Raw genomic sequence first — 26,630 nt, 5'->3', positions numbered from 1 at the left:
GTATACTTTGATTTTATCAAATTGTACAATAAGTAACAAGATAGTATAATGTTAGCATATTTATTACCTGTTTGTAAAAGGGAGGTTCACCTATGAAGCCAAGCATTAAATCGAGCATTAAATCACGTTTATTTATTTGGTTCATTCTTGCCGCCGTAATTCCAATGATCGTCATAGGTGGATTCAGTTATTACCTGATCTCTCAAAAGATTGCAAAACAGAATGAAGAAACGATCACCAATATTAATACAGGTATTTATAATATGGTTGATACGCAGCAAAAGGTATTGTCACGTTGGTTAGAGAGCGCCGACGCATCTTTTGTAGAAAGACTAAATTCTTTAGGAAATAGTCGTTTTGATTATGATAATATGGTGGATATTGGTGGTTATCGTCTGCCCACTTGGTATATTGGGAATCAAAAAATAACCGACGATTCTACTTTAGTTGATAGTTTAATCGGAAAGGAAAAATTGCCAGCTACGATCTTTCAATTACATAATAACAAATTTATTAGAGTCAGTACAAATGTCAGACAGCCAGACGGTTCTAGAATTTCTGGAACATATATTGATTCAGGTAATGTTTACGAAAGGCTAATAAACGGCCAGCAATATCTGGGCAGAGCCAGCGTCGAAGGAATTATGCATGCTACGATTTATCAGCCAATCTGGGATAGTAGTGGGAAACTCATTGGCGCTTTCGTCCTCGGACGTCGCGAGCAGGAGTACGAAATGATTGCTGCAATAAAAAATATTGTAGTTGGTGAAACTGGCTATGCTTTTATTCTTGACCCATCAGGAATGATGATTATCCATCCTACTTTACAAGGCAAAAATGCTTTAGAGTATCCCTGGGTGAAAGAAATCATTCAGAAGAAAAATGGCTCCGTTACTTATGAGTTTAATGGTCGAACCAAGATTGCTTATTTTATGTACTATGAGCCTTGGAACTGGTATATTGTCACGGGAAGTTATGAATCTGAAATATTTAATACCACCCATCAATTATCTAAAATGCTGATTCTTGCTATACTGGTCGTTGTCGCTATTTCCGCATCAATTGCATTACTATTATCCAATACTTTTTTTAAACCAATTAATGAACTGATGATAGTAATGCGACAGTGTCAAAGCGGGAATCTAACGGTAAGACTGAAGCATTTCTCTGATGATGAATTTAGCGTGCTAGGCAATGCTTTCAATGTCATGCTTAACAATATCTCACTACTCATCGGAAGAATCCTTTCGAATTCCACCAAACTCAAAGAAGCCTCACAACGCTTACTCATTGACATCACCGAATCCAAAGACGCCTTACAGGGAATTGAAAAGGGCGTGAAGGATTTACAAGGGGATTCTATCCCTTTATTACAAAGCTACGCCTTTGCCTCCAATAAAGCCTTACATACTGAGTTTCAAGAAACCGTTCACCAACTAAATCAACTGCTTGAACAAATCATACTGAATAAGCAATTAGACAAAACCGAAGAAGCCTTACATCTTCTAAAGAAAATATCAACCATGTGCCAAGCAAACCCCATAGTTTCTCCGAGTGACTACCAGAAAACACCGGAAGCAGCGATTCACCCGATGAATCAAATATCTCATTTAGAAGTCGAAGTGGAAAAACTGAAACTTTTGCTAAAGAATATTTCATCCTCAGCCTCAAGCCTTGACGATATTGCCTTATCACTGGATCGCCATGTGAATTCTTTTAAAATTGAGAAAGATGAATAACCAACACAAAAACGCCACCGTAACCACGGCTGGCGTTTTTTACATCAAGTTCTGCAATTTTTGCCAAATTGCTCCTTGAAATTGCTATAATATAACTAAGAATACAATGAACATTCCGCTTTGGCGGGTTGCTACATGCTCGTTATTTTAGATTGGAGTCCCTATGAAAGTAATTAAATTTGCCATCTTGCTTATTATTATTGCCTTACTATGCGGTTATGCCTCAGCCTCTAATTTCTCCCGACCCGCAAGTACCCCCACGCTTCAAACCAATAAGCTTTATCTTGCCTGGAATAATGGGGAAGATGTTGTGATGTATGAACTAGAGATCCTGTCAAAACCTTATCAAGCAAATGAATCCGTACCAAAAGAAAATATCCTCTACCATACCACAGCTATTTTTACGCCAGGTGTTGAACTAGATTTAAATGAGCCTGCTCTTGCACAGATTGATCTTGATAAAACTTACTATCGAATTAGACCCTTAGATTTAGACCGAAAGCCTATTGGGCCTTTTTCTAAACCGATGCCACTATCTAGCGGTCAATTAAATCCGACAAAACCGCAGCCCACAGCTCTTTTTAATACCAATCGGCCCGTACCGCTTTACCCGACCTATTCTTGGATTCCAGTACTCGGAGCTACCCATTATACTATTGAGATTACGAAAGAAGCTCCAGAAAATCCCAATGGAATCACCCCCTCAAAAAACCGAGTGCGTAGTTACGACGTAGATGGAGGGGCTGATTGTTATGACCAACATGCCTACGTAGAAGAAGGTACCTATTACTGGAGAGTACTGGCGCTAAATAGTGACGATCAACCTATAGGTACTTATTCGGATGCCATTCCTTTTCATGTTACTTTAAAACATTACACGTGGGCCGTTTTGGGCGACAGCATTACCCATGGCGGCGGAGCTGTATCCAACCCGCCTTCAGATATTAGATTTGATTACTCATCCTACCTACCTTATGAAATGAAAAACTTGGGAAGAAGCGGTGACAGTGTGGAATTGTTAGTCAAGCGTTTCAACAATGACGTTTTGCCCTTCCATCCCAAATATCTGTTGATCCTCGCGAGCGCTAACGGTATAAGAGGCGGAACAAAAGCAGAGGATGTCATTGACCAATTCCAAAAGCTAATAAAGAAATGTGAGAAAAATGACATAACCCCCATTTTCTTAACCATCCCCCCCATCAATCCGGCCAGAATTGAACAAGTTTTTCATAAGCCATCTGTTGATGACTGGCAATATCAAACTAACATCGTAAATGCATTCCTAAAAAAGCAGCAATATGTAATTGATATCAATCCTTTGTTAAGCGACAATAACGGCATTTTGCCTGTCAGGTATTCTCAAGATGGGTTACATCCTGATATCTCCGGCAAAAAAGTAATCGCCGACGCGGTAATTAAGTTCCTTCGTACTTTTGATGAAAGTTGAAATACAACTTGATGCAGCAATCTGAAACCTCAAAAAAAAATGCATAGTAAAAAGCCCGCGAATTTCGCGGGTTTTAATTATTTCCGGATTCCCATACAATAAGGTAGTTTGCTGACTACTTTTATACTTTATCTTAAAATAGATTATCAAACTACTGGTCGTTTATGATCATCCAGTTCTCAGATGCTGAAGCAAACTGTTGCAAATCATTCATAAATTGCGATGCATGATAACCATCTGCTATAGCATGATGAACTTGTAAACATACTGGCAATTGTAAGCTATCACCTTGTTCAAAGTACTTACCTATTGTAATAATAGGCAAAAGAAACTCGGTATCGTCAAATAAATTTAGGTTAAAACCAGTAAAGCTCATCCACGGAATACAGGAAATGGGGAAGCAATTAGGTGGACAATCAGGTTTCGGAAAAAGGTCCTTGCTATTCGAGTACTTCTCCATATCAACCTGAATATTTTGATAAAATTCACTAAAATCATTCATATATTCCGTCCAAAGACTCGAAAAAGTATTTGTATTCTTATGAAATATCGTATAAGAAGGATTCATCCTATCCCAATATCCCAATTCCTTATCCTCATTGAAACATACCCTGAATTCCTGACGTGTGTTGACTACACTGGATATCATATAAAGAAATACGGGGTAAAGCTTTAATGATTTTGCTTTGACCGCTGGCACTAACGCTGTAATATCTATATTGGATGTGATGCTAAAGCCGCATTTTACACTCCTTAAATAATGCTCAAAATGTTGCTTACGTTCCCATTTTTCCATATCAATCTTATTAAAATTCATTGTTTACCCTCCTAAAAGATTAAATGAATTCTTCTTTTAGGAGGCTATTTCTCTGTCTTTTTCATGTTCTCACCTTATCATATAAAAATTGAGTCAACAATTTTTCTCACTATATCAACAGATGACTTTATTCCATTATATATGGAATCGGACTATTAGGACAATATTTGAGGATTCTGTTTGATCGATCCCAAACACCTCTTTGTCGCCTTCCCGTATCATTTGAGACTGATTTGACATAGTATACAACATGCTGTGCGGCAAAGGGGGATTACCTTAGATGAAAACACTAGACCCGAAGAAGTTAAGCACGACCTTTCATGGTGTTACCCCTATACAACCGGTTATACCCCGCAACTACACCCTTACCCATTCGGATGTAACCGCAGAGCTATTTCTTGCAGTGGGATGGAAATTTGCTTATGAAGCTATTGGCCCTATGCGCGATGAAGTTCTAGCTAAATGGTATCGTCATAAAAACGGCTATGCCTTGTTCGGTCGTGTTCAAGTAGATTCCCAGGATGAAAATAAAGTTGCATCCGCAGTGCGATATAAGATATTCCAGGAAAATCTACCTTTAGCTTTGGAAGCTATCCGTTATGGTGACAGAAAGTTTTTTCGCGCCCATCCTACATTGGACGATGCTCCAATTTGGATTTCGTTCTCGTCTAGGTACCCCGAATATAAGGGAATCCAATATTGGGGAACCCCAAGTCTGTATAGGACGGAATAACTATTCAGCTCTAAAATGCTTCCTATAACAGAAAGAGCCACTATTTGCTATACCAATCAATTCAAACAAAGTACTCCACTTTTGCTTCTGGAAAATACTGCTTTGCCTGAGCAAACATAAACTCCTTTAATTTAGTCATTGTATCCTCTTGATAAAGATATTTGCCATAACCGAATTGTCCATATTTAAATCGTCGCATTCCCTCGTCCATGGGAAGAGTTGTTTGCGGAAACAGATCTAGTATCTGATTTTTTGCTCGTTTTGTAAAACGATGACTGATAAATTCAAAGGTAATATCCCGACGAGCAGTCTTGGACAACTGACCAGATAGAGATTGAAATAGCCAGTTATACTCTGCCTCCCAACCTTCGAAGTACAAAATAGGAGCAATTATAAAACCCAACGGATAACCAGCATCAGCTACTTTGACCGCAGCTGCCACCCTTTCTGCCGCCGTCGGGGTCAGATGCTCATATTCCCGTATAACAGTTGGAGCATTAATACTAAATCTGAACCGAGTCCGGCCATTATGCCTAACAGTCAATAGTGAGTCAACATCTGTATACTTAGTTACAAACCGAAATCGCCCCAACGTTCGATTCGCAAAGAATTCAATCGATTGCCTCAATACTCCCGTTAAATATTCCGTAGGAATAGGGTCAGAAGTGGCCGCCCCCTCAAAGAGGGTGACATCTGGCGCACGTTCGGCCATATACTTGTCTGCCTGTTCTAATATTTGCTCGTTATTGACATAAACACGCAAATATGGCTTTTTGCCCAACGTTGTAGCCAAATAACAATATTCACACATTCCCGGACAACTCGTATTCAAGGGAAGCTGATAATGAGCCGAAGGCTTGCAAGTCGCAAATTCAGTGCCTCGACGTACGCCTACAACAAGAGTACGCTTGGCTTCACTAAATGCCTGCTGTTGGTTATCGCCCGGAATTCCGGTAACACGGTTGTGAGATCCTGTGAACTTAATGTCCACTGCCAAGTTCATCAACTTATCATAAATTTTCTTGCCAAGCGGAAATTCCAGCGCCTGAGGCTCAAAGAATGCTCGTTTAGGTACAAAGCGCATATGCTTCACTCCCATAATATTTGAGTCTAGTATGCGCTATCATAACATCATCTAGTAATTCAAGAAAAGTAATTTGGATACTTTTATATCGACTCGCTATCAAAGCTCCACTTCGTTGATATGAACATCCTGCTACTTCTCTAAAACCATCCGTAATTCAAGTAGTTTCTTAGATGCTTCCAATTCTGCATCCAAGAATTCTTGCGAACTTCTCTTAATACGATCCGATACCGAATTTTATGTTCCTTGCGCTTTTTCTTGTAAGATCATAAAATACAGTATCGTTGAGATAAAAGAAGAACAGGTACGTAATATTACGCCTGTTCTTCTTTGTAGAATTGGCTATTTGATTACGTGCCTTAAATAAATGGCTCTGCGCTTACCTGCGAAAATGAAGCTCGGCGCGAGCAACATTCTCCAAAGTGCGGAAGACTAAATTGGAAATCTCAAATTTATAAATCGCCATAGCAGAATCGCTAAATCCAGAAAAAAAGTCCTCAGCGCCTGGCAGCTCTTCAATAATTTTACGACGCACCTTTTCTTTTTCTTCTAAAAGAAGCTTCTCTTCCCCCACTAACTTGCCCTGCAACCGAAGAACATTGCTATTTTCATCAACCGCACATAGTTCAACTACATTATTAGCTTCTATTTCTCTTGTTTTTTCAGTGTCCGTATAGCTGATAAGCCAAATGGTTCCCTCTTCGCTAACAAACGGACGCATCGGTCTCACTCGCGGCACGTTTTCATGCGAAGTACCCAAGAAACACACTTGGGTCTTCAATATCGAAATAATCTCATCGTTCAGCATAGCTTTCTCCTTTTTAACGAATTCTTATGAATACAAATTACAAGCTAAGACAACTTGATTTCTCCCGTTTCGCTTTGCATCATATAACCTTTCATCCGCTAGTTTCAACAACTCCGCCTGAATGGATTAGCGCTAGAACTGACGCCAGTACTAATAGTGACCTGTAAAACTTTGCCATTTCTCCTCCCTCATAACTTTCCTAACAAACGAAAGGACTCTCGGGGACATTCTACAAATTCGCTCTCTAAGTACCACTTTATAATTTGAAAATTCCCTCAAAAGCATAAAACTCCTGCCAAATTAACAGCAATTTGGCAGGAGTTCTTCTTCTTTCGCCATTACCAATGATACGGGTGAAAGTCTTCATTAGCATTTGTATAGTGGATATGAAGTCAATGATATTTACTTCCGCACTGGTCTGATATACTTAAAAAACCGTTCCGGATTAAAATAAAAGTAAATTATTCTACCGGGGGAAGTATCAAAGCAGTAACCAGTACCGGCAAAATCAAAAGTTGCCATTGCCTTTTCAACCTTTTCCTCCACACTACGATTTTCCTGCTCATAATCGAATGGCCCATGTTCAAAAACAATATACTCGGTTTCGGGAACATCAATTATAATCATTTGTGGTGGTACTTCACCTTTATAGTCAACAGGAAGTCGTACACCATAACACTCTGTACGTGAAATACCCCAATCGCAGAGTCTCCCGTCCGGGTCATTAATGTACGCCATAATCTGACCACTGCCGCCGTTAGATTCGCTCCCACCATCGTCATCCAATATGCCTTTGATACTATCGAGTAAGCCGCAAATCGTTTCGCAGTCCTGTCCTGGAATAAGACTTTGCTTTTGCCAAAAATCCCAATACCCATTACTCTCATAGTTTTTAATGTGCAAAAATTTGTGTGAGGGAATGGTTACAAAATAAATTTTAACCTCATCTGTAGATTTCATCATACCAATCTCTCCTAATCCTAAAAAGTAGCGGTCGAAAGGATTTATTTTTGTACGAAGAACGACAAGCTTAGGCTTTTTTCGGTATTCACTTGGAGTTACACCATATGTTCCTTTAAAAGCTCTGGTAAAAGCTTCATGTGATGAAAAACCATAATCAAAAGCAATATCCAAAATGCTTTTTTCACTATCCCGAACCTCTTTGAGTGCAAAGGCTAATTTTCTATGCCGCAAATAATCTCTAAATTGCATCCCCGATATTTCTTTGAATTTTCTCGTTGTATAAAATTCGGAATAACCCAGCCTGCGAGAAAGAAAGCGCAGTGTCAAGGCTTCATCATTATAATTTTTAATACATTTGTCAATTTCATCAACGACTATTTGAATTTGTTTCTCCCAATCGTACATTCGTTTATTCACCTCGTTTCAATCACCCTACATTTAGGATAAAGAAATAAAGAGATTATTGCTTGATTTTACTTGCTTTTTATTTTATTTTTCTCTTTTAAGTTCTACATCTTTAGTAAAATCATGGTAGGATCACTTGAATCCACTTAGTTTTGCAAAGCAAGATGTTCTTTTATCGTTTCCAATCTTTCGATGATAATCGTTTTTAAGCTGTCCGGCTGAATAGCCAAAAGGCTTTCACCGTAAATAATAAAATAGTTAGCGATAAAAAGCTCTTCCCATTTGTTGTAAAAACCGCTTATATACCATTCACCATTTTCCTGGTACAGTTCCATAGACGGATAGTGTTCTTTATGAAATATGTCTACCCCATTGCGGGAAACCTTAACCACAAAGTCGACTGCTGTTTTGTCCCGGAACAGCTCACGGGCAGACACAAGAAATTCAGAAAGCGGTTTGGGAACATATTGATCACTAGGTTGCACAGAATGAATTCTGTCACAACGAAACACTTGCGGTTTTTGGGTTTGGAAATTATACGCCGTTGCATACCATTGACCATAGGCAGAGGTTATATCAAAGAATTGAACATAATAGTATTTCTTGGTTTCTCCTTTTGTATAGCAAACCTCACAGACGCTTTCATTAACCGCCATTTGCAGAATATCACCTAAATAAACGCAGTCATTTTTGTTCTGATGATGCCCTAAGCTAAAAATCAGCTCCATTTTCCGAAGCCTTTGTATTCTTTCTTCGGAAATACAGCCTTCAAATTTTTGCTTTAGCTGTTCAATACTCAAATGAAATGGGGTGGATTGATAGGCATTCAGTGTCTGCATGGCAAAATACAGAGCGTGAACCTCGTCAATTGTAAAAACGATGGGCGATAATAGACGGTTGGATAAAATGCCATAATACCCATTTCGTCCCGGATTGGAATAAATGGGCATGCCTATTTCCTCTAAAGACTGAATATCCCGGAGAGCTGTGCTTTTAGAAATTGTATATCTGTGCATAATGTCTTTAAGATTGAAAGATTTTTTATCATTTAAATAAATCATCATATCATTTAGCCGTTCTGATTTTTTCATAGGAGTTCCTCTTTTAAATTGAATGGTTTCACTAATTGACACCATTATATATTATATTATGGTTAGACATCAAATAAAGGAGAGTACAGCAGCTATGAAAAAAATGTTTTTGGTTTCATCTTTTCAGGACGCAGCTAACCGCTTCACCGAATTTGAAAAAGACCTGAGCGGTAAAACAGTAACCTTTATCCCTACTGCAAGCAAAGTAGAAAAAGTTGTATTTTATGTAAGCGCAGGCAAAAAAGCGCTGGAAAAAATGGGTTTGACCATTGACGAGCTGGAAATATCAACTGCAACAGCTGACGAAATACACGCAAAAATAAAAAATAATGACTTCATTTATGTAACGGGAGGAAATACGTTCTATCTGTTACAAGAATTGAAACGAACAGGCGCAGATAAAATCATTATTGACGAGGTCAACGCTGGCAAACTTTATATCGGTGAATCTGCCGGAGCAATGGTAGCATCAGCTAATGTTGAATATGCCAAAGGGATGGACAGTATAAAAAAAGCTCCGAATTTAAAAAGTCTGGCTGCCTTAGGCTTGGTAGAATTTTATCCCGTACCGCACTATACCAATCCGCCTTTTGCGAAAAGTGCGCAAAAAATAATTGACACCTATTCTTCTACGTTACAATTAATCCCGATTAGCAATAAAGATGCCCTACTGGTAACCAACAATGAAGTTAAATTTGAAAGCAACTGAATGGACGGACTTTCGCAAAATAGAAAAAGCAGACGTAACTGTGGAACCCACAACTACGCCTGCTTAATGTTTGTTTGGAGAAATTCTGACTCATTTATTTTTTTAAGACCGCCGTCTTATTGGCAAAAATACTACAAATGGTATTTTGCTCCGTATCACGTATAACGGTGCAGGATAGGGCAATGAATTCGCCCTCTTGCCCTACGAATTCTACATCTGTCTTACATTGACTGATACTTCAACTGCACAACTCCGGAGCTATACGTGCGCACATTTGTAAGCGTTAGTCTGGTCCTTTTCTGTAAACCTTCGAATAATGGCTTGCCTGCTCCGAGAACGACCGGGTGAACAGATAATCGATACTCATCCACTAACCCCAGTCTCATAAATGTGGAAATTAGACTTGCCCCACCATACAGCCACATATCTTTACCAGATTCCTGCTTGAGTTTCCCAATTTGCGTTTCAATATCATATATATATTGTACCGCTCCATCTGATCCTACGCTCGTAGTGGAAAAAACAATTTTCTTTTTACTATGAACCATTGCCCAAATCTGCTTTTCAGATTCAGAAGCAGTAGGCGAAGGGGTATATTGTCCCCATAATTCATAGCTTTTCCTACCGTATAAGATAGTGTCTACTTCACTGAGAAATTGGTCGAAAGCCATCTCGTCATCCATTATGCACCAATCTACTTCACCATTTGGGCCTTCGATAAACCCGTCTAGGGTCACTGCTAAATCTAATATTACTTTACGCACTTAAACCAAGCCTCCATACTTCTTACCTTGTTGCTGGCATACAGCCCGTGAACTCTGTCTTACTGCCATTTCGCAACTCGGAATTGAGGAATGCTGTTTCACAACTTCATAATACATTCTAATCTTTAATTTTTGGTGTTGCTTTAATACGCTTAATCCTATCTTTATTCCGTTCTCCCCAATCCTTCATTAATAAAATAATAGGCTCTAAGGTTTTCCCAAATTGCGTTAGAGAGTATTCTACCTTTGGAGGAACCTCCTTATAAACTTCACGGTGAATCAATCCATCTCGTTCTAACTCCCTTAGCTGTAATGTAAGCATGCGCTGTGTTATACAGGGATGGAGCTTTTGAAATTCATTGAATCTCTTCGTACCATTAATAAGATGGAATAATATGATTCCTTTCCATTTTCCTCCAATTACATCTAAAGTTATTTCCACAGGACATCCTGCAAAACCAGAAGGATGATTAAATTCAATTTCGTTTTTCCCCATTTTGTTCACTCCAATAGTATACTTTTTGATACTATATACAAATAATGTGCGTACTTTACATTTATCATTATATTTACTAGTATGAAAGTGCGCAACTCATATTTAAGTGTTGTGAACAAAACGCAGATGGAGAGTGAAATAAATTTATGAAGAAAAATATATTAATTATTTTTGCACATCCCGAACCAACATCGTTGACCCACAACCTAGTTGATATATCTATACAAACGCTTCAAGAACAAGGACATAATGTCATGTTATCAGATCTCTATAATATGAACTGGAAGGCAGTTTTTGATAAAGATGATTTTCCGAATAGAGCTAATCCTGATCGCTTATCCTTTATTGATGAATCCAAAAACGCCTACTCAACTAATCAACAGACAATAGATGTTACGTTAGAACAACAAAAACTTCTTTCCGCAGATGCTGTCATATTCCATTTCCCGCTTTGGTGGTTTAGTATGCCAGCAATCTTAAAAGGCTGGATTGATCGAGTATTTGCTTACGGTTTGGCTTACGGCTATAAAGATAAAGGAAATCGATTTCGCTATGGCGATGGTGGTTTCAAAGGAAAACGAGCAATACTGTCCGTAACAATAGGGGGGCCAGAAAAAGACTATTTGCCACGCGGCATCAATGGACCATTAGAACAATTACTTTTCCCTATTACTCACGGTACGCTTTTCTTCTCAGGTATGGACGTACTGCCAACCTATGCAGTCTACGGAACTGGTAATATCACTCCAGACAATGTAGAATCCGCTAAAGCAATCTGGCGATCACGTCTTGAGAATCTTTTTGAGGAGACACCAATTGCCTTCCGACATCAAAATGGCGGAGACTATCCCGATCACCACATACTCGCAGACCAGGTTGCCATCGGCCAAACTGGACTTTTGGCTCATATAGATAAATAGCGTCAAACCATATTAATTGATAGTTATCATCTTAAGTAAATGTAAAATTCGCTTCTAAAATGCCAAGAAAATAGGTTTTGCGACATAGTGTTTTTCTTTCTACACCGTATTTAGCTTTTGCTTGACGTAGTGGCAACCCATTTTACTTCATCTGGAAGGCCACTAAGCATCATAATGTACATAAAAAAGCTTTGCCATTTAAAACATATTGATAACCTAGTTCAAAACAATGAAGGCATCAATCCTCATAAACAAGGATTGATGCCCATTTTGCACCGTTAGAGATGATATTTCTCTCCGTATCATGTATAACAGTGCTGAACTTTCTACTGATAGTATCAAGCAATGTTCGCAAAAACCATCAACCTCCGAATCGGATTAAGTTAATCAGTCTTTGCTAATTGTAGTTGAAGCTCGGTAATAATTTTAGGGTTAATGTAAGAACGCCCGCTGGACCAATCTTCGCTGTACTCAATAAGATAGCTTGTGACAAGCCAGACGTATGAATCCATACTGGGGAAAATTCCAACTACTCTAGTCCGGCGCCGGATTTCCCTATTTAATCATTCCAGTAGATTCGCAGATGAGATTTTTCTAGCATCAATTTCTTGGAAACTGAAAAATTGAAGCGATTCTTCGAGGCCCTCTTCTAACAAGGATATGGCCTGAGGATACTGAGCTTCATGGTCATTCATGAATGTATTAGCATATTGTTGAGCACTCTCGTAGTCCGGTTGTAGCCAGATTTGCTTGAGCTTTTCGGCAAACGATTTTTTATTTTTACCAGAAACATGCGCCAATATATTTCGCATAAAATGAACCTTACACCGTTGCCACGAGCAAAAGCAAGAAAGGCTTCTCTAGCAGCTTTGACCAGACCTTTATGAGCGTCAGATACGACCAGCCATACTTTCTCTAAACCTCGTTCTTTTAGCTGATCAAATACTTTCGTATAAGTTGCAGCAGACTCTTCATACATGGGCTCTACCGCTAAAATATCACGTTTGCCCTCTAAATTAATGCCAGTGACGACTAGTACGGCCATATTTTGAACCCTGTGGTTATCACGAATTCGCTCATATAAAGCATCTACCCAAAGAACTGGATACGTAGCTTCCAGTTTTCGGGTTCGAAATGCCTCTACTTGTTCGTTCAAGTCTTTGGTGATCGCTGAAACCTGGCTACGTGAAATCGATTCGATGCCCAGTGTTTTGGCTAATTTATCGATTTTTCGAGTCGAAATGCCTTTGACGTAGGCTTCCTGAATGACATTCATTAGTGCTGCCTCTGAACGTTTTTTCGCTTCCACAAAGAAGGGAATATATCCGCCATTTCTGATTTTAGGAACCATGAGATACATTGTTCCCATTCTTGTGTCAAACCGGCGAACGCGATAGCCTGATCGGTATCCCTGTCGTTCATTGTTCCGTTCTGATTTCTCGGCACAAAGCTTACTTTCTACTTCAGCTTCCATTAGACGTTCACAGAGCCACTTGAGCATGGATTGCATCGGATCTTCCTCTGATACAAATTTCATTAGCATTTTTTCAAAAGGTACGGTAGAATTTTGGTAAGCCATCGATTTTTCACTCCTTATTGGTTTGCTGGACACTTACCTTTTCGGAGCTTCGATGGCTTTTCCTTTTTTACTTTTGCGAACTTAATTGTACTCTATCAAACACCGCTATATCTAAACCAAAGCCTTCTAATAACAAAAATTCTTGAATAATATTTTTATCTTTCTTATTTTGAAGAATACTATATAATTCATTCTTGAATGCTGTCTGAAATGTTTTTCTGGGGCCCTTCTCAATTAATGGCTCTTTTATATGTGCCATAACTCCACGCCCCCCAGACATCAGGTTGAACTCTAGTAACTAAACATGTGTAACAATTGTGCTTGACTTTGCCCAAGCATTATTAGTAGCCCTGCAAAGCTAGCAGTATCAATAAATACGGCATACGTAATTCTCTCATTATAATTTGTCTAATTCTTTGATAAGCTGCAAACCTTTTTCAATTCTATTTTCCATATCCAAGCCTGACGCAGATTGGCTAATTCTGCTGATACAGTCTGCAGAGATAATTCCAGCATTAACAGCAACCTGTAACAATGGTTTCCCCTCCTCGCCCAAGGCTTCCAACATAAAACCTTCATTCTTGTTGATGATTTTTAAGGTGATATTACCTTTTACGTAAATTAGAGGTGCTCCGTAATTGTCCAGATTTACCAAACTGTCAGCACAATTTTCTTTGATAGCAAATAAGAAAGGATCCCAATGAAACCCGCCCAATGTTTTCCTACGCATCATAATACATTCGTATGGCTTAGTAGCATCCGGCCAATAATAGAAACCATCTTCATGCTTTCTGAATTCAGGATATTTGATAAAATAATACCTCCACTCTTTTTCACAAAACTGATCTTCATTAAATCTTGCTAAATAATCTTCTACTACTGTCCCAAGTGTTACTACAGGGTTTTGGTGCTGGTACTCCAGAAGTTCGTATAAAAATTTCTGGGTATTTTGAAAATCACCGCGTCTCTGACTTGGGGTAAATAAGTCTCTCCAGACTGAATTATTTCTATTACCAAAACATCTGCTCCAACCCATTTTCTGGGAGTAGTCACCAAATGTTAACATGGCACGGCTTATTAATTCATACTCACATTCTTTTGAAAAAATCATATGATACTGTGCTGCATAATCAGTTAAAGCAGGCGATAGCACAAAAATAGCAATGCAGCCCTGCAACAGATGATGATCTTCCAATTTGTAAACAGTATCAAGCAGACCAGTGTTTTGTTTTAGGAATAATTCCTTTTGTATTTCTTCTTGAACTTGTGTTTTGTTAAATTTCGAGTCATTATCTAAGGTACCGCTTTTAATAAGGGTTTTGACAGAACAAAGCAGCGAAGCCAAATTTTCCCTGCGCACAGTATCCTCTGAATTACTGATTAGATTACGTAGCTTCCTTATTCGCACATTGAATTCATTGGTATTTTCCAATAGATGAACAATACAGGCGTACAGTAGCAGTTGTTCGCCAATGGAGAACCTATTAATCCGCTGTGTGGAATCATAACAATCAGCACATTTGTTGAATAACTCAGTGGCAGGGTTATCAAAAAACAGCCTAATTTTATCTACCGCATAGTCGTTTGGCTCAATATAAAAGACCGAAGAAAAAAACTCTGGCCTAGTCTTATTGGTAGCAGCCAGCTTGTCCAGCGATAGAAAAAGAAACTCCACATTTTTATCTTGAGAATATACTTTTTTAACAAGTTCAGCTTCGTCCAATTCATCCTCTATATCAGCATCTTGAACGGCCATCATTTCCGTTAGATAGCGAAAGACACGAAGGAACGCAGCATCGACGCTTCTGGCAATATCTAGTATACTACTATCCTCTTTATACAAATTCCAGAACAAATCCGACCATTGCTGATCTATTTTTTCATTAAATTCAATTGCTTTGGCATTTGTCAAACAATCCGAAAAGTGGCCCTTAAAATACTCAAATTCAGTTAGTTCCTTGCCTCTCGAATTCATCTTTATATATAGGTCATCCGGAAGCCCGAGTTTTTCCATCGGGAGTATATGAAAGACCACCGGCGGTTTATTTCCAGAAAGCAAAGGCCATATATTTTCCAGTTTATATTCGTTAATAACCTTATGTTGAATATCATTCAACATGGTAAGCATGGAGTTTATCGTAGGATCATTTATCCATGCAGCAAAAAACCAGGGTTGGTTTAAAATACTCTGTTTAATTGAATCGGTAAAGCTTTCAGGCTGGTATTTCACCAGTTTTGCGCAAAATATATTTGAACTGTGTCGGGTTTCATACGTAAACCTATCCAAGAACCAAGCAGCCTCTGCACCATGCCCTTCCTTTGTAGCAACAAACCAGTGGAATAAATATAATGTTGTCAACCGCTGCTGACCGTCAAGCGGGTAAAAAACCCTCTGATCCCCCTGCATTCTTGTGTAACCGTATACAAAATCAAGCACCAGCGGATTTTTATTCGCCTGGACAGCTATGGACAATGCCTTGAGAATATTATCTCGAATTGACGGTACTTTTCCCGTATTCCGCCCCTGCGCATAATCTCTTTGCAAAATGGGAATGACTACCTTATATTCTTTTACCAGCTGCAAAAAACTCGTTGCCATCGTCAATCCTCCGTAGCTTCTTGCCGAGGCAAGTATTTTTTTAAAACTGTCTCTATTTCATTTCGGTAATTTTTGCGGTCTTCTCTGCTCCAGAAGTAATAATGCTCGGTAGATGGTTTAGAATTATAGTATTTCAGAAAAACTCTACGCGTACATATCGGTATATACTTTCCTCGCCTATCCATATTTATGATTTCCCGCCGTTTTACTTCAAAAACCGAGTTGTTTAACACGACATTGTCAGCCAAACTCAGTAGCGCTAAATTAGATATGCCGTGAATATCTTCAGCTGGCCCACTTGAATCCTCGGTAAAATTCTGTATAATGCGCTTTGATAATGTATTAAACCCTTCCCAATTTATTCTATCTTTATCTAATAAGTCAACTTCATGTATTAAATCGGAAAACACTTTAATTTTTTCTTCATCATTTGTTTCCGCCTTGACCTCTTCTATGAGCAATTTATGAGAAGAAAGCCATGCAAGCCATGCTTCTTTTTTACTTTTATTCACGCCTTCTGAGTTTTGTGCATGAATATGCTCCAAACTCCATTCGTCACCCTTATGAAGTTTAAACGGATACTTCTCGGCTGCACTTTCGTTGCTTCGAATCGATTCAATATTAAACAGCAATAATATATTATTAATTTTCTCGTGATCAGCTTTGTTATCATAACTTAACTTATCAAGATCAAAATTTACACTATCTCTAATTGCTAAATCAATCATCCCTTCAAAAGCATCTTTTCTGGTTTCTAAGGACTCATTAACGAGATCTTGTAAATGCTCCTTTTTCCCGACTGCAATTAAGTAGCCAATTTTATGATACAGATTTTTATCTTTATACCACTCACATAGTACTTGGTAATATTGCTCAATTATAAGCCATAAATCCCACAGAGAATGAGTATTATTTCTTGTATATTTTAGAAAATATAAAAAAGTATACAACCCGTCTGTCTCTTTTTCCCTTTTGCCCGCAACTATATCCAACAACAATTCTATTTTATTAGGATATGCAGACTGCTTTTCATTAGTAATAAACGCCCAAAAATCTTGATCACTCAGTCTTTGTTCCATTTCATCCCACAAAAACGCAATTTCCCATTTTTTCTTGATCTGTTCTTCAGAAGTTATATCTTTAAAACTTGCTGAGGATAAAAATAACGCTTTAATTAACTCTGCATTTGTCAGCGGAATTTTTCCAAGGTTCAGTCGTGTAAATAATTCTGTACTGCTTGCTTGTTGGCTAACTTTATACCAAATAACTTGAACAGAATGGTTTCCCTCTTTAGTGCCAAGAATAGCACTTAAAAATCTCTCCCGATCTGTTCGATCCTTAACCGCAATTCCATCCGTAAACCATTGCTTTACTGTATTATAGGCTTCTGCCATATGAAAAAAGTCAATATTGGACATATAAAAGTTACTATCTAACGAACGCTCGACAATATTCTTTAGAAAGCTCTCACTATGCATCCGGGTTTGATATCTTACAGTATACATTTCCTTACCATAATCGCCCAACAAACTGTCTACTTTTAGATATTCTTTCATGAGGTAACTTATTATGATATAGATAGTCGTAAGCCGCTGCTGACCATCTATCACTTCCCAGCCATTCAAGCATACTCCTTTTTCCTCCCAATTCCTTTCTTTTACAACAACCGGCTGCAAACAATAAAACTCGCCTTTCTCAGTTTCCCTTTCAGCAAACGTCCATATATCATCCAATAAGTCGAGTACCTGCTGAGTCGTCCAACGATAGCCTCGTTGATAATACGGAATGTAGAAATTTTCTCCTAATAGCTCATTAACCGGTCTCAAATCTAGTTTATCTTCCATTATGTTCCCCCTCTTTTATACACCGTTCGTTGTTTAAGGCATTCCTATCGAAAGATTATAAATCTCTAATAATGCATACTATCTCTTATGAAAAATACCAATAACTCATCTACAATAAGTTATTGGTATTTTTCATATTCGTAAATTCCTACCAAGCACTAATAAAATCAATTAGTCTTTCGCCGATAGTTATGTTACGGGTGAGGCCCTTTCCTTATCAGGTATAACTGCGAAATTTTCAACTCTTTGTTTGAATCAATAATAGTCCCTCATGACGTGTCAATAAACGGCAAGACTTAAACTTTCCATCCTCACGAGCATAACTAATTCATTTATCTTTTAAATAATACCTGATTATAATACTGGAACTTTGCCGCCTTTCAGTCTCGCTCACATACGCATCATTATTTGTCATCATTTGTTGCATGGCATTACACACTATCGGATATCTTTCTGTAAATCCCAATTTTCTATGAACCTCTTTTGCATGCAACTCAATGTACTCCTGATTTTGTTCCCTATAAATTAAAAACATTTTAGCTATATGTTGTCTTACCATTTCTGTATACGTCATGAGAGCCTCCCTTTCTGCTTAAACTTGTAGTGGTCAAATATATTTGTAACACCAAAGACTAATTTCTGTGATAGCGTTTTTTAAATGGCGTTTTATAGCTATTATACGAATGTGGCCTGAGATGGTTGTACCAAACATAAGCAAAATCATCTATAGCTAAAAATAATTCTTCATCATATTGTCGCATTGTTTTACCGCTTTTCTTTAATAGACCTATTATAATCTATTAGATTGAGGTGTTACAGTTTTAGTTTATCACAACAAATTTCGGGCTTTCTAAATTCGTCTCGCGCATTACACGTGCCACTTCTCTCCGTATCACCTTTAACGGTGCTGAACTTTCTAGTTGACAAAATCACAAAGCACACTACAAATGATACTTTTCTCCCCGATTTATCTTAAATGCCCGATACACCTGTTCTACTAATAGCAGGCGAATCATCTGGTGGGTAAAGGTCATTTTCGAGAAGCTGATTCGCTCATCTGCCGCCTGTCGTACCGCGTCAGATAAGCCGAAGGCGCCGCCAATAATGAAGGTAACATCGCTTTGACCGGTCACAGAAAGACGCTCTAGTTTTTCGGCCAGGTCCTCACTCGATAAAGCTTTGCCGACTACATCTAACAGAATCACATAAGAAGCAGGGCGAAGCGCTTTAATAATGCGCTCGCCCTCTTTTTCTAACGTTTTGGCTTTTTCCGCTGCCGATGGATTATCAGGCATCTTCTCTTCGGCAAGCTCAACTATCTGCAGCTTACAGAATGGCGTCAACCGTTTGGTAAATTCAGCAATCCCGGCAGACAAATATTTCTCTTTAATTTTTCCGACTGTAACGATTTGAATATGCATCTATTGCACCGGCATTTCTTCCATCAATACACTGACGGTTCTAGTTTGATTATTGCGGACGATTTCCACATCGACAGTCGAGCCGATGGCTTGATTATCGAGAACAGACCGCAGGTCAGGCACACTGTTCACAGGCGCCCCGGCGACTTTCGTAATAATATCGCCTTGACGGATACCAGCCTTCGCCGCTGGCCCGTTCTGAGTCACATTAGCCACATAAATCCCGGCATCGATGTTGAGAGTATAGCCATAACGCGGCGCGGTATTTTTATCAAGTACGCCTACGCCTAAGTACGCACGAATGACACGTCCTTTTTCAATCAAGGACTGTAGAATCGGTCTGGCTGTATTAATTGGAATGGAAAAACCAATTCCCTCTACACCCGACACGGAAATTTTCGCACTGTTAATCCCGATCACAACGCCGTCCGCATTGACGAGTGCGCCGCCGGAATTCCCTGGATTGATGGCGGCATCAGTCTGAATGAGTTTGAACTTTCTTTCGCCGATTTCTAAAGACCGATTTAACGCGCTGATTACACCGACAGTCACGCTGCCCTGAAATTCAAGGCCTAGCGGATTGCCAATGGCAATCGCTGGTTCGCCGACAAGTAGACTGTCAGAGTCGCCTAGAGCGGCAACAGGCAGATTCGTTGCATCAATTTTCACCACAGCAAGATCCGTCGCCGGATCGGTGCCTAAGACCTTGCCAGGAAAAGTTCGTCCATCCGCAAGAGATACAACGATTTCCTGTGCGCCTTCCACGACATGGTTATTCGTCGCAATATAGCCGTTGGCGTCAATGATAACGCCAGAGCCTTGTCCCTGTTCCACCAAGACTTTTCGATTGATGATATCGCGGGCATAGGCTTTATTCGTGATCCCCACTACGGCAGGGGCCACCATCTGCGCCGCTTTTACGATGGCCGTATTGCGGGCTGGTGATAAATCGGCTGCTTTGACAGCATTTAAATTCGACGATGGCGCATTATTTTGCGCTCCCGGTTTAGAAAAGAAGCTACCACAACCCACCATGAGGCTGGCTCCCACAATAATTCCAATTAAAGCCACAATGACATAGGATGTCATCCGTTTATTCATCACAGATCATTCCTCCTTTGTCGGTTCACCCGGCATTTAAACTAGAAATCGCATCAGGATAAGTTAAATGAAGACTAAATTCACCAGCTATATTCTGGCTTTCCAAAACACTTTTTACCGTTTCCTCGGCTCGTTCCGGCGTATTGTTCTCTTGGCTCATATGAGCGAGAAAAACATGAGTATGAGTTTTTCGCTGTAAACGGGTTAGGAGCCAACCGGCATCCATATTGGATAAATGGCCGCGGTTGCTTAAAATCCGACGCTTCAAATGCCACGGATAGGAACCCTTTTCCACCATTTCCACATCGTGATTCGATTCTAATACGAGCACATCTGATAAAGCGAGCGCCTGCTGTACGCCTTCTGTGACAAAGCCTAAGTCTGTCACCATCGAGCATTTAGCGCCTTCGCCATATAAGCAGTAGCCAACAGGATCAGCTGCATCATGGGAAATACGAAACGGCTCGATCCGCATATCTTTTACGTCAACCTGCGGCATCAATTCGCGAAAAGCTGTTTGCGGCACCTTATCGCGTAAATACATGGCATCCCAGGTTTTCGCTGTAGCATAGACAGGAATTTCATAGCGTTTCAATAGTGTTTCCAGTCCATAAATATGATCTCTGTGCTCGTGAGTCAATAAAATACCATCAAGCTCAGCAATATCTGTCCCCAGCTTCTTTAAACTTTGCTGTATGCGCCGCGTGCTGATACCGGCATCAATCAAAATCTTGGCATCGCCCATGGCAATATAAGTTGCATTGCCGGTACTGCCGCTGGCAAGAACATGTATATCCATAGAAAGCTCCTTTAACTAATCCATTTTCCCTATGTAGTTCGTTTTCGATTCCTAAAATCCTTCGACTTCCGTAAGCTTCGCCTGTACGGACTCGCGAACTTCCCCTGGCAGCGCCGCAAGCAAAATCTGGGCAATTTCTCTTAGGCGGCTTTGCGTCTTCGCTTCAAAACGCAACGTAAACAGCGGCTCTGTCACCGAAGAACGAATCATGGCCCAGCCATCGTTAAATTCAATACGTACCCCGTCAATTCGATTGGGCTGATAAGCTTGCAATTTTTCAGCAATTTGATCAATTACAGCCGCTTTATCGGAGCCATGATAGGTAACACGAATATCTGGCGTCAAGAGATAATCAGGCACCGAGTCGGCCTGTAGCGATAGCTTGCCATTAGCCGCGATAAGTTCGCATACTTTTAGGCCAGCGAACAATCCGTCATCATAGCCAAGCTCTTGAAAAAAGAAGTGTCCACTCAATTCACCGCCGAAGAGCGCTTGTTGTTCCAGAAAAGCCTGTTTTATAAAGGTATGACCAGCTCGTCCCATAATTGGCTCGCCGCCAGCTTTTTTTATTTCTTCCGGCACGACCATAGAACACTTCGCATCATAAATAATCCTTCCCTGTTTTGCCGCTAAATAATACCGCGCCAACAGAACCATAATCTTATCATTTGAAATAACGCGGCCTGTTTCATCAACAACGCCTAAACGATCGCCGTCACCGTCAAAAGCAATGCCTAAAGCAGCGCCTGTTTCTACTACTTTTGCCGCCAGCGCCGTTAGATTTTCGCTGAGAGCGGGATTGGGCGCCCGATTGGGGAAATTGCCGTCAGGTTCGCAAAATAGCGGTATCACTTCATATCCAAGCGATTGTAACACCCTCGGCGCCGTCAAGGCAGCCGCGCCATTGCCGGCATCCACTACAACCCGTAGCGGTTCTTGCGCCGGAGCTGCTTTTCTTACCGTATGGTCAATATAATCGGCTAGCAGCGGATATTCTCGCTGACAGCCAAACCCTGACGAAAATTCGCCGCTTTCCACGATTGCACGAATTTCCGACACTTCTTCTTCCGTCACCGGCCCTGGACCAAGGACGAGTTTAAAGCCATTATAGGGAGCGGGATTATGAGAAGCTGTCACCATGACACCGCCGTCAGCTTCTAGTTCCTGCAAGGCATAATAAAAAGCGGGCGAGGCTACGGTTCCAATATTAAAAACATCGCAGCCTGACTCGGCTAATGCCGCTACCATCGCACTCTGCAATTCTGGCGTAGACAGACGTACATCACCGCCGACAACTACTTTTTTCCCCATTAATTTTGTGCCGACAGCCAGTCCAATCTGTCTTGCCTTATCTAGCGTCAAATCGGTTCCAGCAATACCGCGTATATCACAGGCATGAAAAATATTAGCCATTTTTTGTCTCCTTTTAGGCAGTTTATCGTTGTTATTGTAGCATAGAAGCGCCGCCGAATCCACTGACAATGCACGGTTTCGTCCTGAAAAAACAAAACCAGAGAGCCCTTTTGTCAAGAATGACGCTCTCTGGTTTCATCAAGTTTCGCAGCCCAAGCTTTCCAGGCCGTTTCGTAGTCACTATAAGATAAACCGGTTACTGCCGTTAAGGCCTGTTTAAAAGTTACGCCTTGCGCTAACTGTCGGTCAATTTCCTGTAGCGCCTGCTCGCCCTGTCGTTCCGCAATAAAACGAACTGCGGCAAAAGCCTCCCGATAGGCCAGTGACTGATTATCTAAATCATCAAAATGGTCATCAAGTTCATTCAGGGAATAAAGCGGCTCAGTAAGCTTGTTGGTGCCTGTAAGCCATTCATAATGGGTAATTTTATATTCCGCATACTGCGCTAATCCTTCTGTATACCAGCGGGTATAATTGCCGTTTGTTTGATAATCTAGCAAGAGATGGGTAAACTCATGAGCCACAGGGCCGTTTTGCCAGAAAACCTCAGGGCCATCGTCCGGCTGCATCCAGGCTTTAGGCGACAGAATCTGAATGGATCCGCCGTAATAAACCCCCATAGCGCTTTCATCGCCAGACCACCCCAACGCTTTACGCAATTCACTGCGTCCTGGTTGAATATATAAAATGGATTTTTCCGAACGACTATAGGCTAATAAGTTGCGAACAGGTTCATAAGCTGCTTCCGCCGCCTTTGCCACAAGTTGAACCTGGTCGGCATCCTCCAGCGGATACACAATAATAAAATGCTCTGTTTCCTGCTGCTGAAATTGCCGAGCCTCATAGGTAAGCTTTGCGGCTGCCGCCTGCCTCGCCAGAGGGTAAAGCCATAGCCGCGGCCGCAAGGAAAACTGAGTAAAAAGCAAAAAACATACTGCCATAAACAGCAGCCCTGCGATTACTGTAATTTCTGTTTTGCCTGCTGTCTGCATGGCTGTCCCCTCCTCTCTATAGACTAAGGGACTCTCAGTATAGCACAGGGCATAGTTCCTGCCTACCGTTATTTTATGTAAACAAAAAGGACCGTTCTCACGATATATCTTATCGCAAGAAGGGTCCTTTAAGAACTGTATGAAGCTTGAATTAGTTAATATCGTGTACCCGGCAAGAAGGGCATACTCCATAGAAATAGAACTGCTGTCCCGTCACTTTATAAGGGGTAGACGCACTGACTTCATCAATAAATTTGCTAGCATCAATATCTTCTAAGTCGTCTACTCGACCGCATTGCATACAACGAATATGGCTGTGTGATTCTACACGAGCATCATAGCGGAAACTATCTTCACCGGCGTTCAACACTTGAACCAAACCGATTTCCTTTAGAATCTCGATCGTCTTATATACAGTTGCTAAGCTCATCGTGGGATATAAAGGTTGTAATTCAGCAAAAATCATTTCAGCACTGGGATGAGCTTTCGTGTTAGCCAGCACATTATAAATTGCCAATCGTTGGGGGGTTACCTTGAAGCCTTTGTCGCGGAGCATGGACGTGACGCAGATTTCCAAAAAAAACACCTACTTTACATTGAAATTATTCCTTAATAACTTTTATTGATTAAGTTTAAATTAATAATACAACTAATAATCCGCCCCTGTCAAGCATAAAAAAATAAGAAAATTCCCGCCCCATAAACGGACAGGAATCTTCTTATTTCATCATGTTTTATTGCATTTGCTGACTAAATTTTGACTGTACCTGCGACACTTCCTGAGGATTGGCCTGCTTCACTTGGTAGTAGCCTTTTTGCTGCATAAAGTCAAACAACTGCTTTTGCTGACCATAGACATCGCCAAGAACGGTCATGTAATCCTGCCGCAACTGATTGCTGCTTGCTTCCGTAATATACAGGTTAATCGTCTGGGTTGTGTATTTTATTTCATTCAAGGCCAGATTCAAAAGCTCTTGATCGCCGCACTGCCCCTGTTGGCCGCTCTGCTGTTGATTTTGCTGTTGATTCTGCTGTTGATTTTGCGCCATAAGAATCCCTCCTTTGCTGTTTTATTATTGCAAGCTCTGCGCATTGCTCAAATGTTTTCCGATTGTTTGTGTATGCTGCTGCTGTTTCTGGGCTAATTGCTGCAAAAGCTGCTTGCCTGACGAATCCTGCATTTCGCTCGCTAAATGCTGAAAGGTTTTTGCGCTCGTCTGTGTCATCGAAAGAAAGTCTTCTACATGCATTAACTCTTTGCTTGTCATCATCATTCATCCCTCCTTTCTGCTTCGACTTAGCTAGTTTGCATCAGATAAAAAAGATCTATGCGTCAACTGTTGCAATAACATTATTTTAAAAATAAAGACCCATCTCTACTGAGAGACGGGCCTTAGCACACAGTAAATTCATCTATTATTTTTATGTCTTAGAACATTCCCAGCCAACGCCAATAGGTAATGGCGCACAACGAATAAACAAGACATGCCAGAGTACAAATCACAACGCCAATTTTAGGAAAATCGCCGATCTTCAGCTCGCCTGTGCCATAAATTAAAATATTAGGGAGTGTGTTATAAAACATTAAGAGCGGATAGCCGCCAACAATCATTCCAACAGGCAAAGCTAGTACAGCGGGATTAATATTTGCCGTTTGAGCCATCCCCAAAGCAATTGGCAGTAGGGCGGTTGCCATGGCTGTCGTACCGACAAAAACAAGGTGCATGTACTGAATGACAAGCATCACGAGAACTAAAATAACGATCGTAGACGCTCCTTGCAGTCCCATAAAATGAAAGATAGTAACTGCTAGCCATTTTGCGGCACCTGTTTTCATTAAAATATCACCTAAGGAAATACCGCCACCGCAAATCAAGACAACTTGCCATGAAATGGATTTATTGGCGTCATTCCAGTTTAAAACACCAAATCGTGGTAAGAAAAACAATACGATACCAGCTAAACAAGCCACCGTCGCATCAATCTTAGTCATCGAACCTGTCGCCCAAGCGGCAACAATTAAAACAAATACAGCTGCAGTCCGCCATTCAGCCTGACTCATAACACCGAGCTTCTGAATTTGCTCGTGCACAAAAGCGCTTCCCCCGGTAAGTTCTGCTTTTTCCGGTTTGAATATAATCTGAATGAGCCACCACGTAGCAAGGGTCATAAGCAAAGCCGGCGGAAAGCCGTAAATCAGCCAATCCATATAACCTATTGCTGGGCCTCCGGCTTTTATAATAAAATCTACAGTGACCGGATTTGGCACAGTGGCAGTCATAATTCCGGCACTAATTGTGGCATTTGTAAACGCCAAGGTAAGTAAAAGATTAATTGCAAAATTAGATCTCCCCTGCTCGTCGCCTTTCAGAATATGAATAATGCTTAGGCAAACAGGCAGTAAAATGGCCGTACGCGCTGTACTGGACGGTACAAGAAAGGCAAGACAGATATTGGCAACCATAACACCGAACGTAATATTACGAGTTGAACTGCCGATTTTCAAGAGAATCATATAGGTAATTCGTTCTGCTAACTTTGTCTTAACCATTGCCGCTGCCAATACGAAAGACCCTACTAGCAAATAAACGGAAGACGACGCAAAGCCTTCCAGAGCCCCTTTCAAATTTACAATCCCCATTAATACAGCGCTCGGGACAACCAAAATACTGGTCACAGGCAAAGGCAATGCTTCGGTGAGGTATAAAATAAAAATCCCGGCAAACAACGCCAATGCTCGATGGCCTACCTGAGAAAGGCCTTCAAAGCCAGGTAAAAGCCATACGATTACAGTACACAAAACAGCTAAGGGAACTCCTATTTTTTGACGAAGTTCATCGAGTTTTCCTTTTTCCCCTGTACTCACAACACCGACCTCCTTTTCACTCTCCCGCATATATCAGGAC

The 26,630-nt window shown here is 40.5% G+C and carries 25 protein-coding genes and 1 pseudogene; 5 read left to right on the top strand and 21 right to left on the bottom strand.

Translation table 11 applies throughout. The features are described 5' to 3' along the window. Positions 1-92 precede the first annotated feature (92 nt). Complete coding sequence (locus AC0NJP_RS08095) at positions 93-1,739, top strand: Cache 3/Cache 2 fusion domain-containing protein (RefSeq protein ID WP_474699435.1); 1,647 nt, start codon at positions 93-95, stop codon at positions 1,737-1,739. Positions 1,740-1,902: 163 nt separating this feature from the next. Further along, positions 1,903-3,186 carry an SGNH/GDSL hydrolase family protein gene (locus AC0NJP_RS08090; protein WP_474699434.1) on the top strand — a complete coding sequence of 428 codons (1,284 nt, stop codon included), beginning with the start codon at positions 1,903-1,905 and terminating at the stop codon, positions 3,184-3,186. 151 nt (positions 3,187-3,337) lie between these two features. Here the strand turns inward: AC0NJP_RS08090 and catA are convergent, their stop codons facing one another. Then, a complete protein-coding gene (gene catA / locus AC0NJP_RS08085; protein ID WP_474699433.1) occupies positions 3,338-4,003 on the bottom strand; it encodes a type A chloramphenicol O-acetyltransferase in 666 nt (221 codons plus the stop codon). 280 nt (positions 4,004-4,283) lie between these two features. On the opposite strand from catA, the gene AC0NJP_RS08080 reads away from it, so the two are divergent. Continuing rightward, entirely contained in the window at positions 4,284-4,736 is a 453-nt protein-coding gene (locus AC0NJP_RS08080) for a staygreen family protein (protein ID WP_474699432.1), read from the top strand. A 61-nt stretch (positions 4,737-4,797) separates the two neighbouring features. Here the strand turns inward: AC0NJP_RS08080 and splB are convergent, their stop codons facing one another. The 4 genes from splB to AC0NJP_RS08060 form a co-directional block, all read right to left on the bottom strand. Then, on the bottom strand, positions 4,798-5,820 hold the full coding sequence (gene splB / locus AC0NJP_RS08075) for a spore photoproduct lyase (protein WP_474699431.1): 1,023 nt from the start codon (positions 5,818-5,820) through the stop codon (positions 4,798-4,800). Positions 5,821-6,199: 379 nt separating this feature from the next. Continuing rightward, complete coding sequence (locus tag AC0NJP_RS08070; protein WP_474699430.1) at positions 6,200-6,628, bottom strand: pyridoxamine 5'-phosphate oxidase family protein; 429 nt, start codon at positions 6,626-6,628, stop codon at positions 6,200-6,202. A gap of 402 nt (positions 6,629-7,030) precedes the next feature. After that, positions 7,031-7,996 (bottom strand): helix-turn-helix transcriptional regulator, encoded by a 966-nt coding sequence (locus tag AC0NJP_RS08065; protein ID WP_474699429.1) that lies wholly within the window; start codon positions 7,994-7,996, stop codon positions 7,031-7,033. A 146-nt stretch (positions 7,997-8,142) separates the two neighbouring features. Continuing rightward, positions 8,143-9,087 (bottom strand): helix-turn-helix transcriptional regulator, encoded by a 945-nt coding sequence (locus AC0NJP_RS08060; protein ID WP_474699428.1) that lies wholly within the window; start codon positions 9,085-9,087, stop codon positions 8,143-8,145. A 94-nt stretch (positions 9,088-9,181) separates the two neighbouring features. Here AC0NJP_RS08060 and AC0NJP_RS08055 point away from each other — a divergent pair, with 94 nt between their 5' ends. Further along, a complete protein-coding gene (locus tag AC0NJP_RS08055) occupies positions 9,182-9,796 on the top strand; it encodes a Type 1 glutamine amidotransferase-like domain-containing protein (protein WP_474699427.1) in 615 nt (204 codons plus the stop codon). A gap of 221 nt (positions 9,797-10,017) precedes the next feature. On the opposite strand, the gene AC0NJP_RS08050 is transcribed toward AC0NJP_RS08055, so the two are convergent. Next, entirely contained in the window at positions 10,018-10,560 is a 543-nt protein-coding gene (locus AC0NJP_RS08050) for a dihydrofolate reductase family protein (RefSeq protein ID WP_474699426.1), read from the bottom strand. Positions 10,561-10,678: 118 nt separating this feature from the next. Then, positions 10,679-11,056 (bottom strand): winged helix-turn-helix transcriptional regulator, encoded by a 378-nt coding sequence (locus tag AC0NJP_RS08045; protein ID WP_474699425.1) that lies wholly within the window; start codon positions 11,054-11,056, stop codon positions 10,679-10,681. Positions 11,057-11,202: 146 nt separating this feature from the next. Between AC0NJP_RS08045 and AC0NJP_RS08040 the strand changes: the two genes are divergently transcribed. Continuing rightward, on the top strand, positions 11,203-11,976 hold the full coding sequence (locus AC0NJP_RS08040; protein WP_474699424.1) for an NAD(P)H-dependent oxidoreductase: 774 nt from the start codon (positions 11,203-11,205) through the stop codon (positions 11,974-11,976). A gap of 383 nt (positions 11,977-12,359) precedes the next feature. Here AC0NJP_RS08040 and AC0NJP_RS08035 read toward each other — a convergent pair. From AC0NJP_RS08035 to AC0NJP_RS07970, 14 genes and pseudogenes are all read right to left on the bottom strand, one after another. Next, positions 12,360-13,555 (bottom strand): annotated as a pseudogene (locus AC0NJP_RS08035) (IS256 family transposase). 67 nt (positions 13,556-13,622) lie between these two features. Then, complete coding sequence (locus tag AC0NJP_RS08030) at positions 13,623-13,814, bottom strand: hypothetical protein (RefSeq protein ID WP_474699423.1); 192 nt, start codon at positions 13,812-13,814, stop codon at positions 13,623-13,625. 138 nt (positions 13,815-13,952) lie between these two features. Continuing rightward, positions 13,953-16,154, bottom strand: coding sequence for a GmrSD restriction endonuclease domain-containing protein (locus AC0NJP_RS08025; protein ID WP_474699422.1), 2,202 nt, complete (start codon positions 16,152-16,154; stop codon positions 13,953-13,955). Between the two features lie 2 nt (positions 16,155-16,156). Further along, the gene (locus AC0NJP_RS08020) at positions 16,157-17,998 is read right to left on the bottom strand and encodes a DUF262 domain-containing protein (RefSeq protein WP_474699421.1); all 1,842 of its coding nucleotides are present in this window, start codon (positions 17,996-17,998) and stop codon (positions 16,157-16,159) included. A 328-nt stretch (positions 17,999-18,326) separates the two neighbouring features. Beyond that, positions 18,327-18,572, bottom strand: coding sequence for a hypothetical protein (locus AC0NJP_RS08015; protein WP_474699420.1), 246 nt, complete (start codon positions 18,570-18,572; stop codon positions 18,327-18,329). A 367-nt stretch (positions 18,573-18,939) separates the two neighbouring features. Further along, the gene (gene rlmH, locus AC0NJP_RS08010) at positions 18,940-19,419 is read right to left on the bottom strand and encodes a 23S rRNA (pseudouridine(1915)-N(3))-methyltransferase RlmH (RefSeq protein WP_474699419.1); all 480 of its coding nucleotides are present in this window, start codon (positions 19,417-19,419) and stop codon (positions 18,940-18,942) included. Beyond that, a complete protein-coding gene (locus tag AC0NJP_RS08005; protein ID WP_474699623.1) occupies positions 19,420-20,520 on the bottom strand; it encodes a S1C family serine protease in 1,101 nt (366 codons plus the stop codon). Between the two features lie 25 nt (positions 20,521-20,545). Further along, positions 20,546-21,319 carry an MBL fold metallo-hydrolase gene (locus AC0NJP_RS08000; protein ID WP_474699418.1) on the bottom strand — a complete coding sequence of 258 codons (774 nt, stop codon included), beginning with the start codon at positions 21,317-21,319 and terminating at the stop codon, positions 20,546-20,548. Positions 21,320-21,370: 51 nt separating this feature from the next. After that, positions 21,371-22,732, bottom strand: a complete 1,362-nt coding sequence (locus tag AC0NJP_RS07995; RefSeq protein WP_474699417.1) for a phosphomannomutase/phosphoglucomutase — start codon at positions 22,730-22,732, stop codon at positions 21,371-21,373. A gap of 113 nt (positions 22,733-22,845) precedes the next feature. Beyond that, on the bottom strand, positions 22,846-23,724 hold the full coding sequence (locus AC0NJP_RS07990) for a peptidase MA family metallohydrolase (protein WP_474699416.1): 879 nt from the start codon (positions 23,722-23,724) through the stop codon (positions 22,846-22,848). A 151-nt stretch (positions 23,725-23,875) separates the two neighbouring features. Beyond that, complete coding sequence (gene perR, locus AC0NJP_RS07985; protein WP_474039719.1) at positions 23,876-24,301, bottom strand: transcriptional regulator PerR; 426 nt, start codon at positions 24,299-24,301, stop codon at positions 23,876-23,878. Positions 24,302-24,458: 157 nt separating this feature from the next. Then, on the bottom strand, positions 24,459-24,773 hold the full coding sequence (locus AC0NJP_RS07980) for a spore coat protein (protein WP_474699415.1): 315 nt from the start codon (positions 24,771-24,773) through the stop codon (positions 24,459-24,461). Between the two features lie 24 nt (positions 24,774-24,797). Next, positions 24,798-24,998: a ferritin-like domain-containing protein gene (locus AC0NJP_RS07975; RefSeq protein ID WP_474039721.1), complete on the bottom strand. Its 201-nt coding sequence runs from the start codon at positions 24,996-24,998 to the stop codon at positions 24,798-24,800. A gap of 155 nt (positions 24,999-25,153) precedes the next feature. Beyond that, the gene (locus AC0NJP_RS07970) at positions 25,154-26,590 is read right to left on the bottom strand and encodes an SLC13 family permease (RefSeq protein WP_474699414.1); all 1,437 of its coding nucleotides are present in this window, start codon (positions 26,588-26,590) and stop codon (positions 25,154-25,156) included. Positions 26,591-26,630 lie beyond the last annotated feature (40 nt).

It is taken from the genome of Pelorhabdus sp. sgz311002 (assembly GCF_056134285.1).
The sequence above is the reverse complement of the archived record's forward strand: the minus strand, read 5'-3'. Positions and strand labels throughout refer to the sequence as shown.

What these genes read in the sequence shown, in the direction of transcription:
- AC0NJP_RS08095 (WP_474699435.1), top strand. Translation starts at nt 93, where the DNA reads ATGAAGCCAAGCATTAAATCGAGCATTAAATCACGTTTATTTATTTGG.
- AC0NJP_RS08090 (WP_474699434.1), top strand. Translation starts at nt 1,903, where the DNA reads ATGAAAGTAATTAAATTTGCCATCTTGCTTATTATTATTGCCTTACTA.
- catA (WP_474699433.1), bottom strand. Translation starts at nt 4,003, where the DNA reads ATGAATTTTAATAAGATTGATATGGAAAAATGGGAACGTAAGCAACAT.
- AC0NJP_RS08080 (WP_474699432.1), top strand. Translation starts at nt 4,284, where the DNA reads ATGAAAACACTAGACCCGAAGAAGTTAAGCACGACCTTTCATGGTGTT.
- splB (WP_474699431.1), bottom strand. Translation starts at nt 5,820, where the DNA reads ATGCGCTTTGTACCTAAACGAGCATTCTTTGAGCCTCAGGCGCTGGAA.
- AC0NJP_RS08070 (WP_474699430.1), bottom strand. Translation starts at nt 6,628, where the DNA reads ATGCTGAACGATGAGATTATTTCGATATTGAAGACCCAAGTGTGTTTC.
- AC0NJP_RS08065 (WP_474699429.1), bottom strand. Translation starts at nt 7,996, where the DNA reads ATGTACGATTGGGAGAAACAAATTCAAATAGTCGTTGATGAAATTGAC.
- AC0NJP_RS08060 (WP_474699428.1), bottom strand. Translation starts at nt 9,087, where the DNA reads ATGAAAAAATCAGAACGGCTAAATGATATGATGATTTATTTAAATGAT.
- AC0NJP_RS08055 (WP_474699427.1), top strand. Translation starts at nt 9,182, where the DNA reads ATGAAAAAAATGTTTTTGGTTTCATCTTTTCAGGACGCAGCTAACCGC.
- AC0NJP_RS08045 (WP_474699425.1), bottom strand. Translation starts at nt 11,056, where the DNA reads ATGGGGAAAAACGAAATTGAATTTAATCATCCTTCTGGTTTTGCAGGA.
- AC0NJP_RS08040 (WP_474699424.1), top strand. Translation starts at nt 11,203, where the DNA reads ATGAAGAAAAATATATTAATTATTTTTGCACATCCCGAACCAACATCG.
- AC0NJP_RS08030 (WP_474699423.1), bottom strand. Translation starts at nt 13,814, where the DNA reads ATGGCACATATAAAAGAGCCATTAATTGAGAAGGGCCCCAGAAAAACA.
- AC0NJP_RS08025 (WP_474699422.1), bottom strand. Translation starts at nt 16,154, where the DNA reads ATGGCAACGAGTTTTTTGCAGCTGGTAAAAGAATATAAGGTAGTCATT.
- AC0NJP_RS08020 (WP_474699421.1), bottom strand. Translation starts at nt 17,998, where the DNA reads ATGGAAGATAAACTAGATTTGAGACCGGTTAATGAGCTATTAGGAGAA.
- AC0NJP_RS08015 (WP_474699420.1), bottom strand. Translation starts at nt 18,572, where the DNA reads ATGACGTATACAGAAATGGTAAGACAACATATAGCTAAAATGTTTTTA.
- rlmH (WP_474699419.1), bottom strand. Translation starts at nt 19,419, where the DNA reads ATGCATATTCAAATCGTTACAGTCGGAAAAATTAAAGAGAAATATTTG.
- AC0NJP_RS08005 (WP_474699623.1), bottom strand. Translation starts at nt 20,520, where the DNA reads ATGAATAAACGGATGACATCCTATGTCATTGTGGCTTTAATTGGAATT.
- AC0NJP_RS08000 (WP_474699418.1), bottom strand. Translation starts at nt 21,319, where the DNA reads ATGGATATACATGTTCTTGCCAGCGGCAGTACCGGCAATGCAACTTAT.
- AC0NJP_RS07995 (WP_474699417.1), bottom strand. Translation starts at nt 22,732, where the DNA reads ATGGCTAATATTTTTCATGCCTGTGATATACGCGGTATTGCTGGAACC.
- AC0NJP_RS07990 (WP_474699416.1), bottom strand. Translation starts at nt 23,724, where the DNA reads ATGCAGACAGCAGGCAAAACAGAAATTACAGTAATCGCAGGGCTGCTG.
- AC0NJP_RS07980 (WP_474699415.1), bottom strand. Translation starts at nt 24,773, where the DNA reads ATGGCGCAAAATCAACAGCAGAATCAACAGCAAAATCAACAGCAGAGC.
- AC0NJP_RS07975 (WP_474039721.1), bottom strand. Translation starts at nt 24,998, where the DNA reads ATGATGATGACAAGCAAAGAGTTAATGCATGTAGAAGACTTTCTTTCG.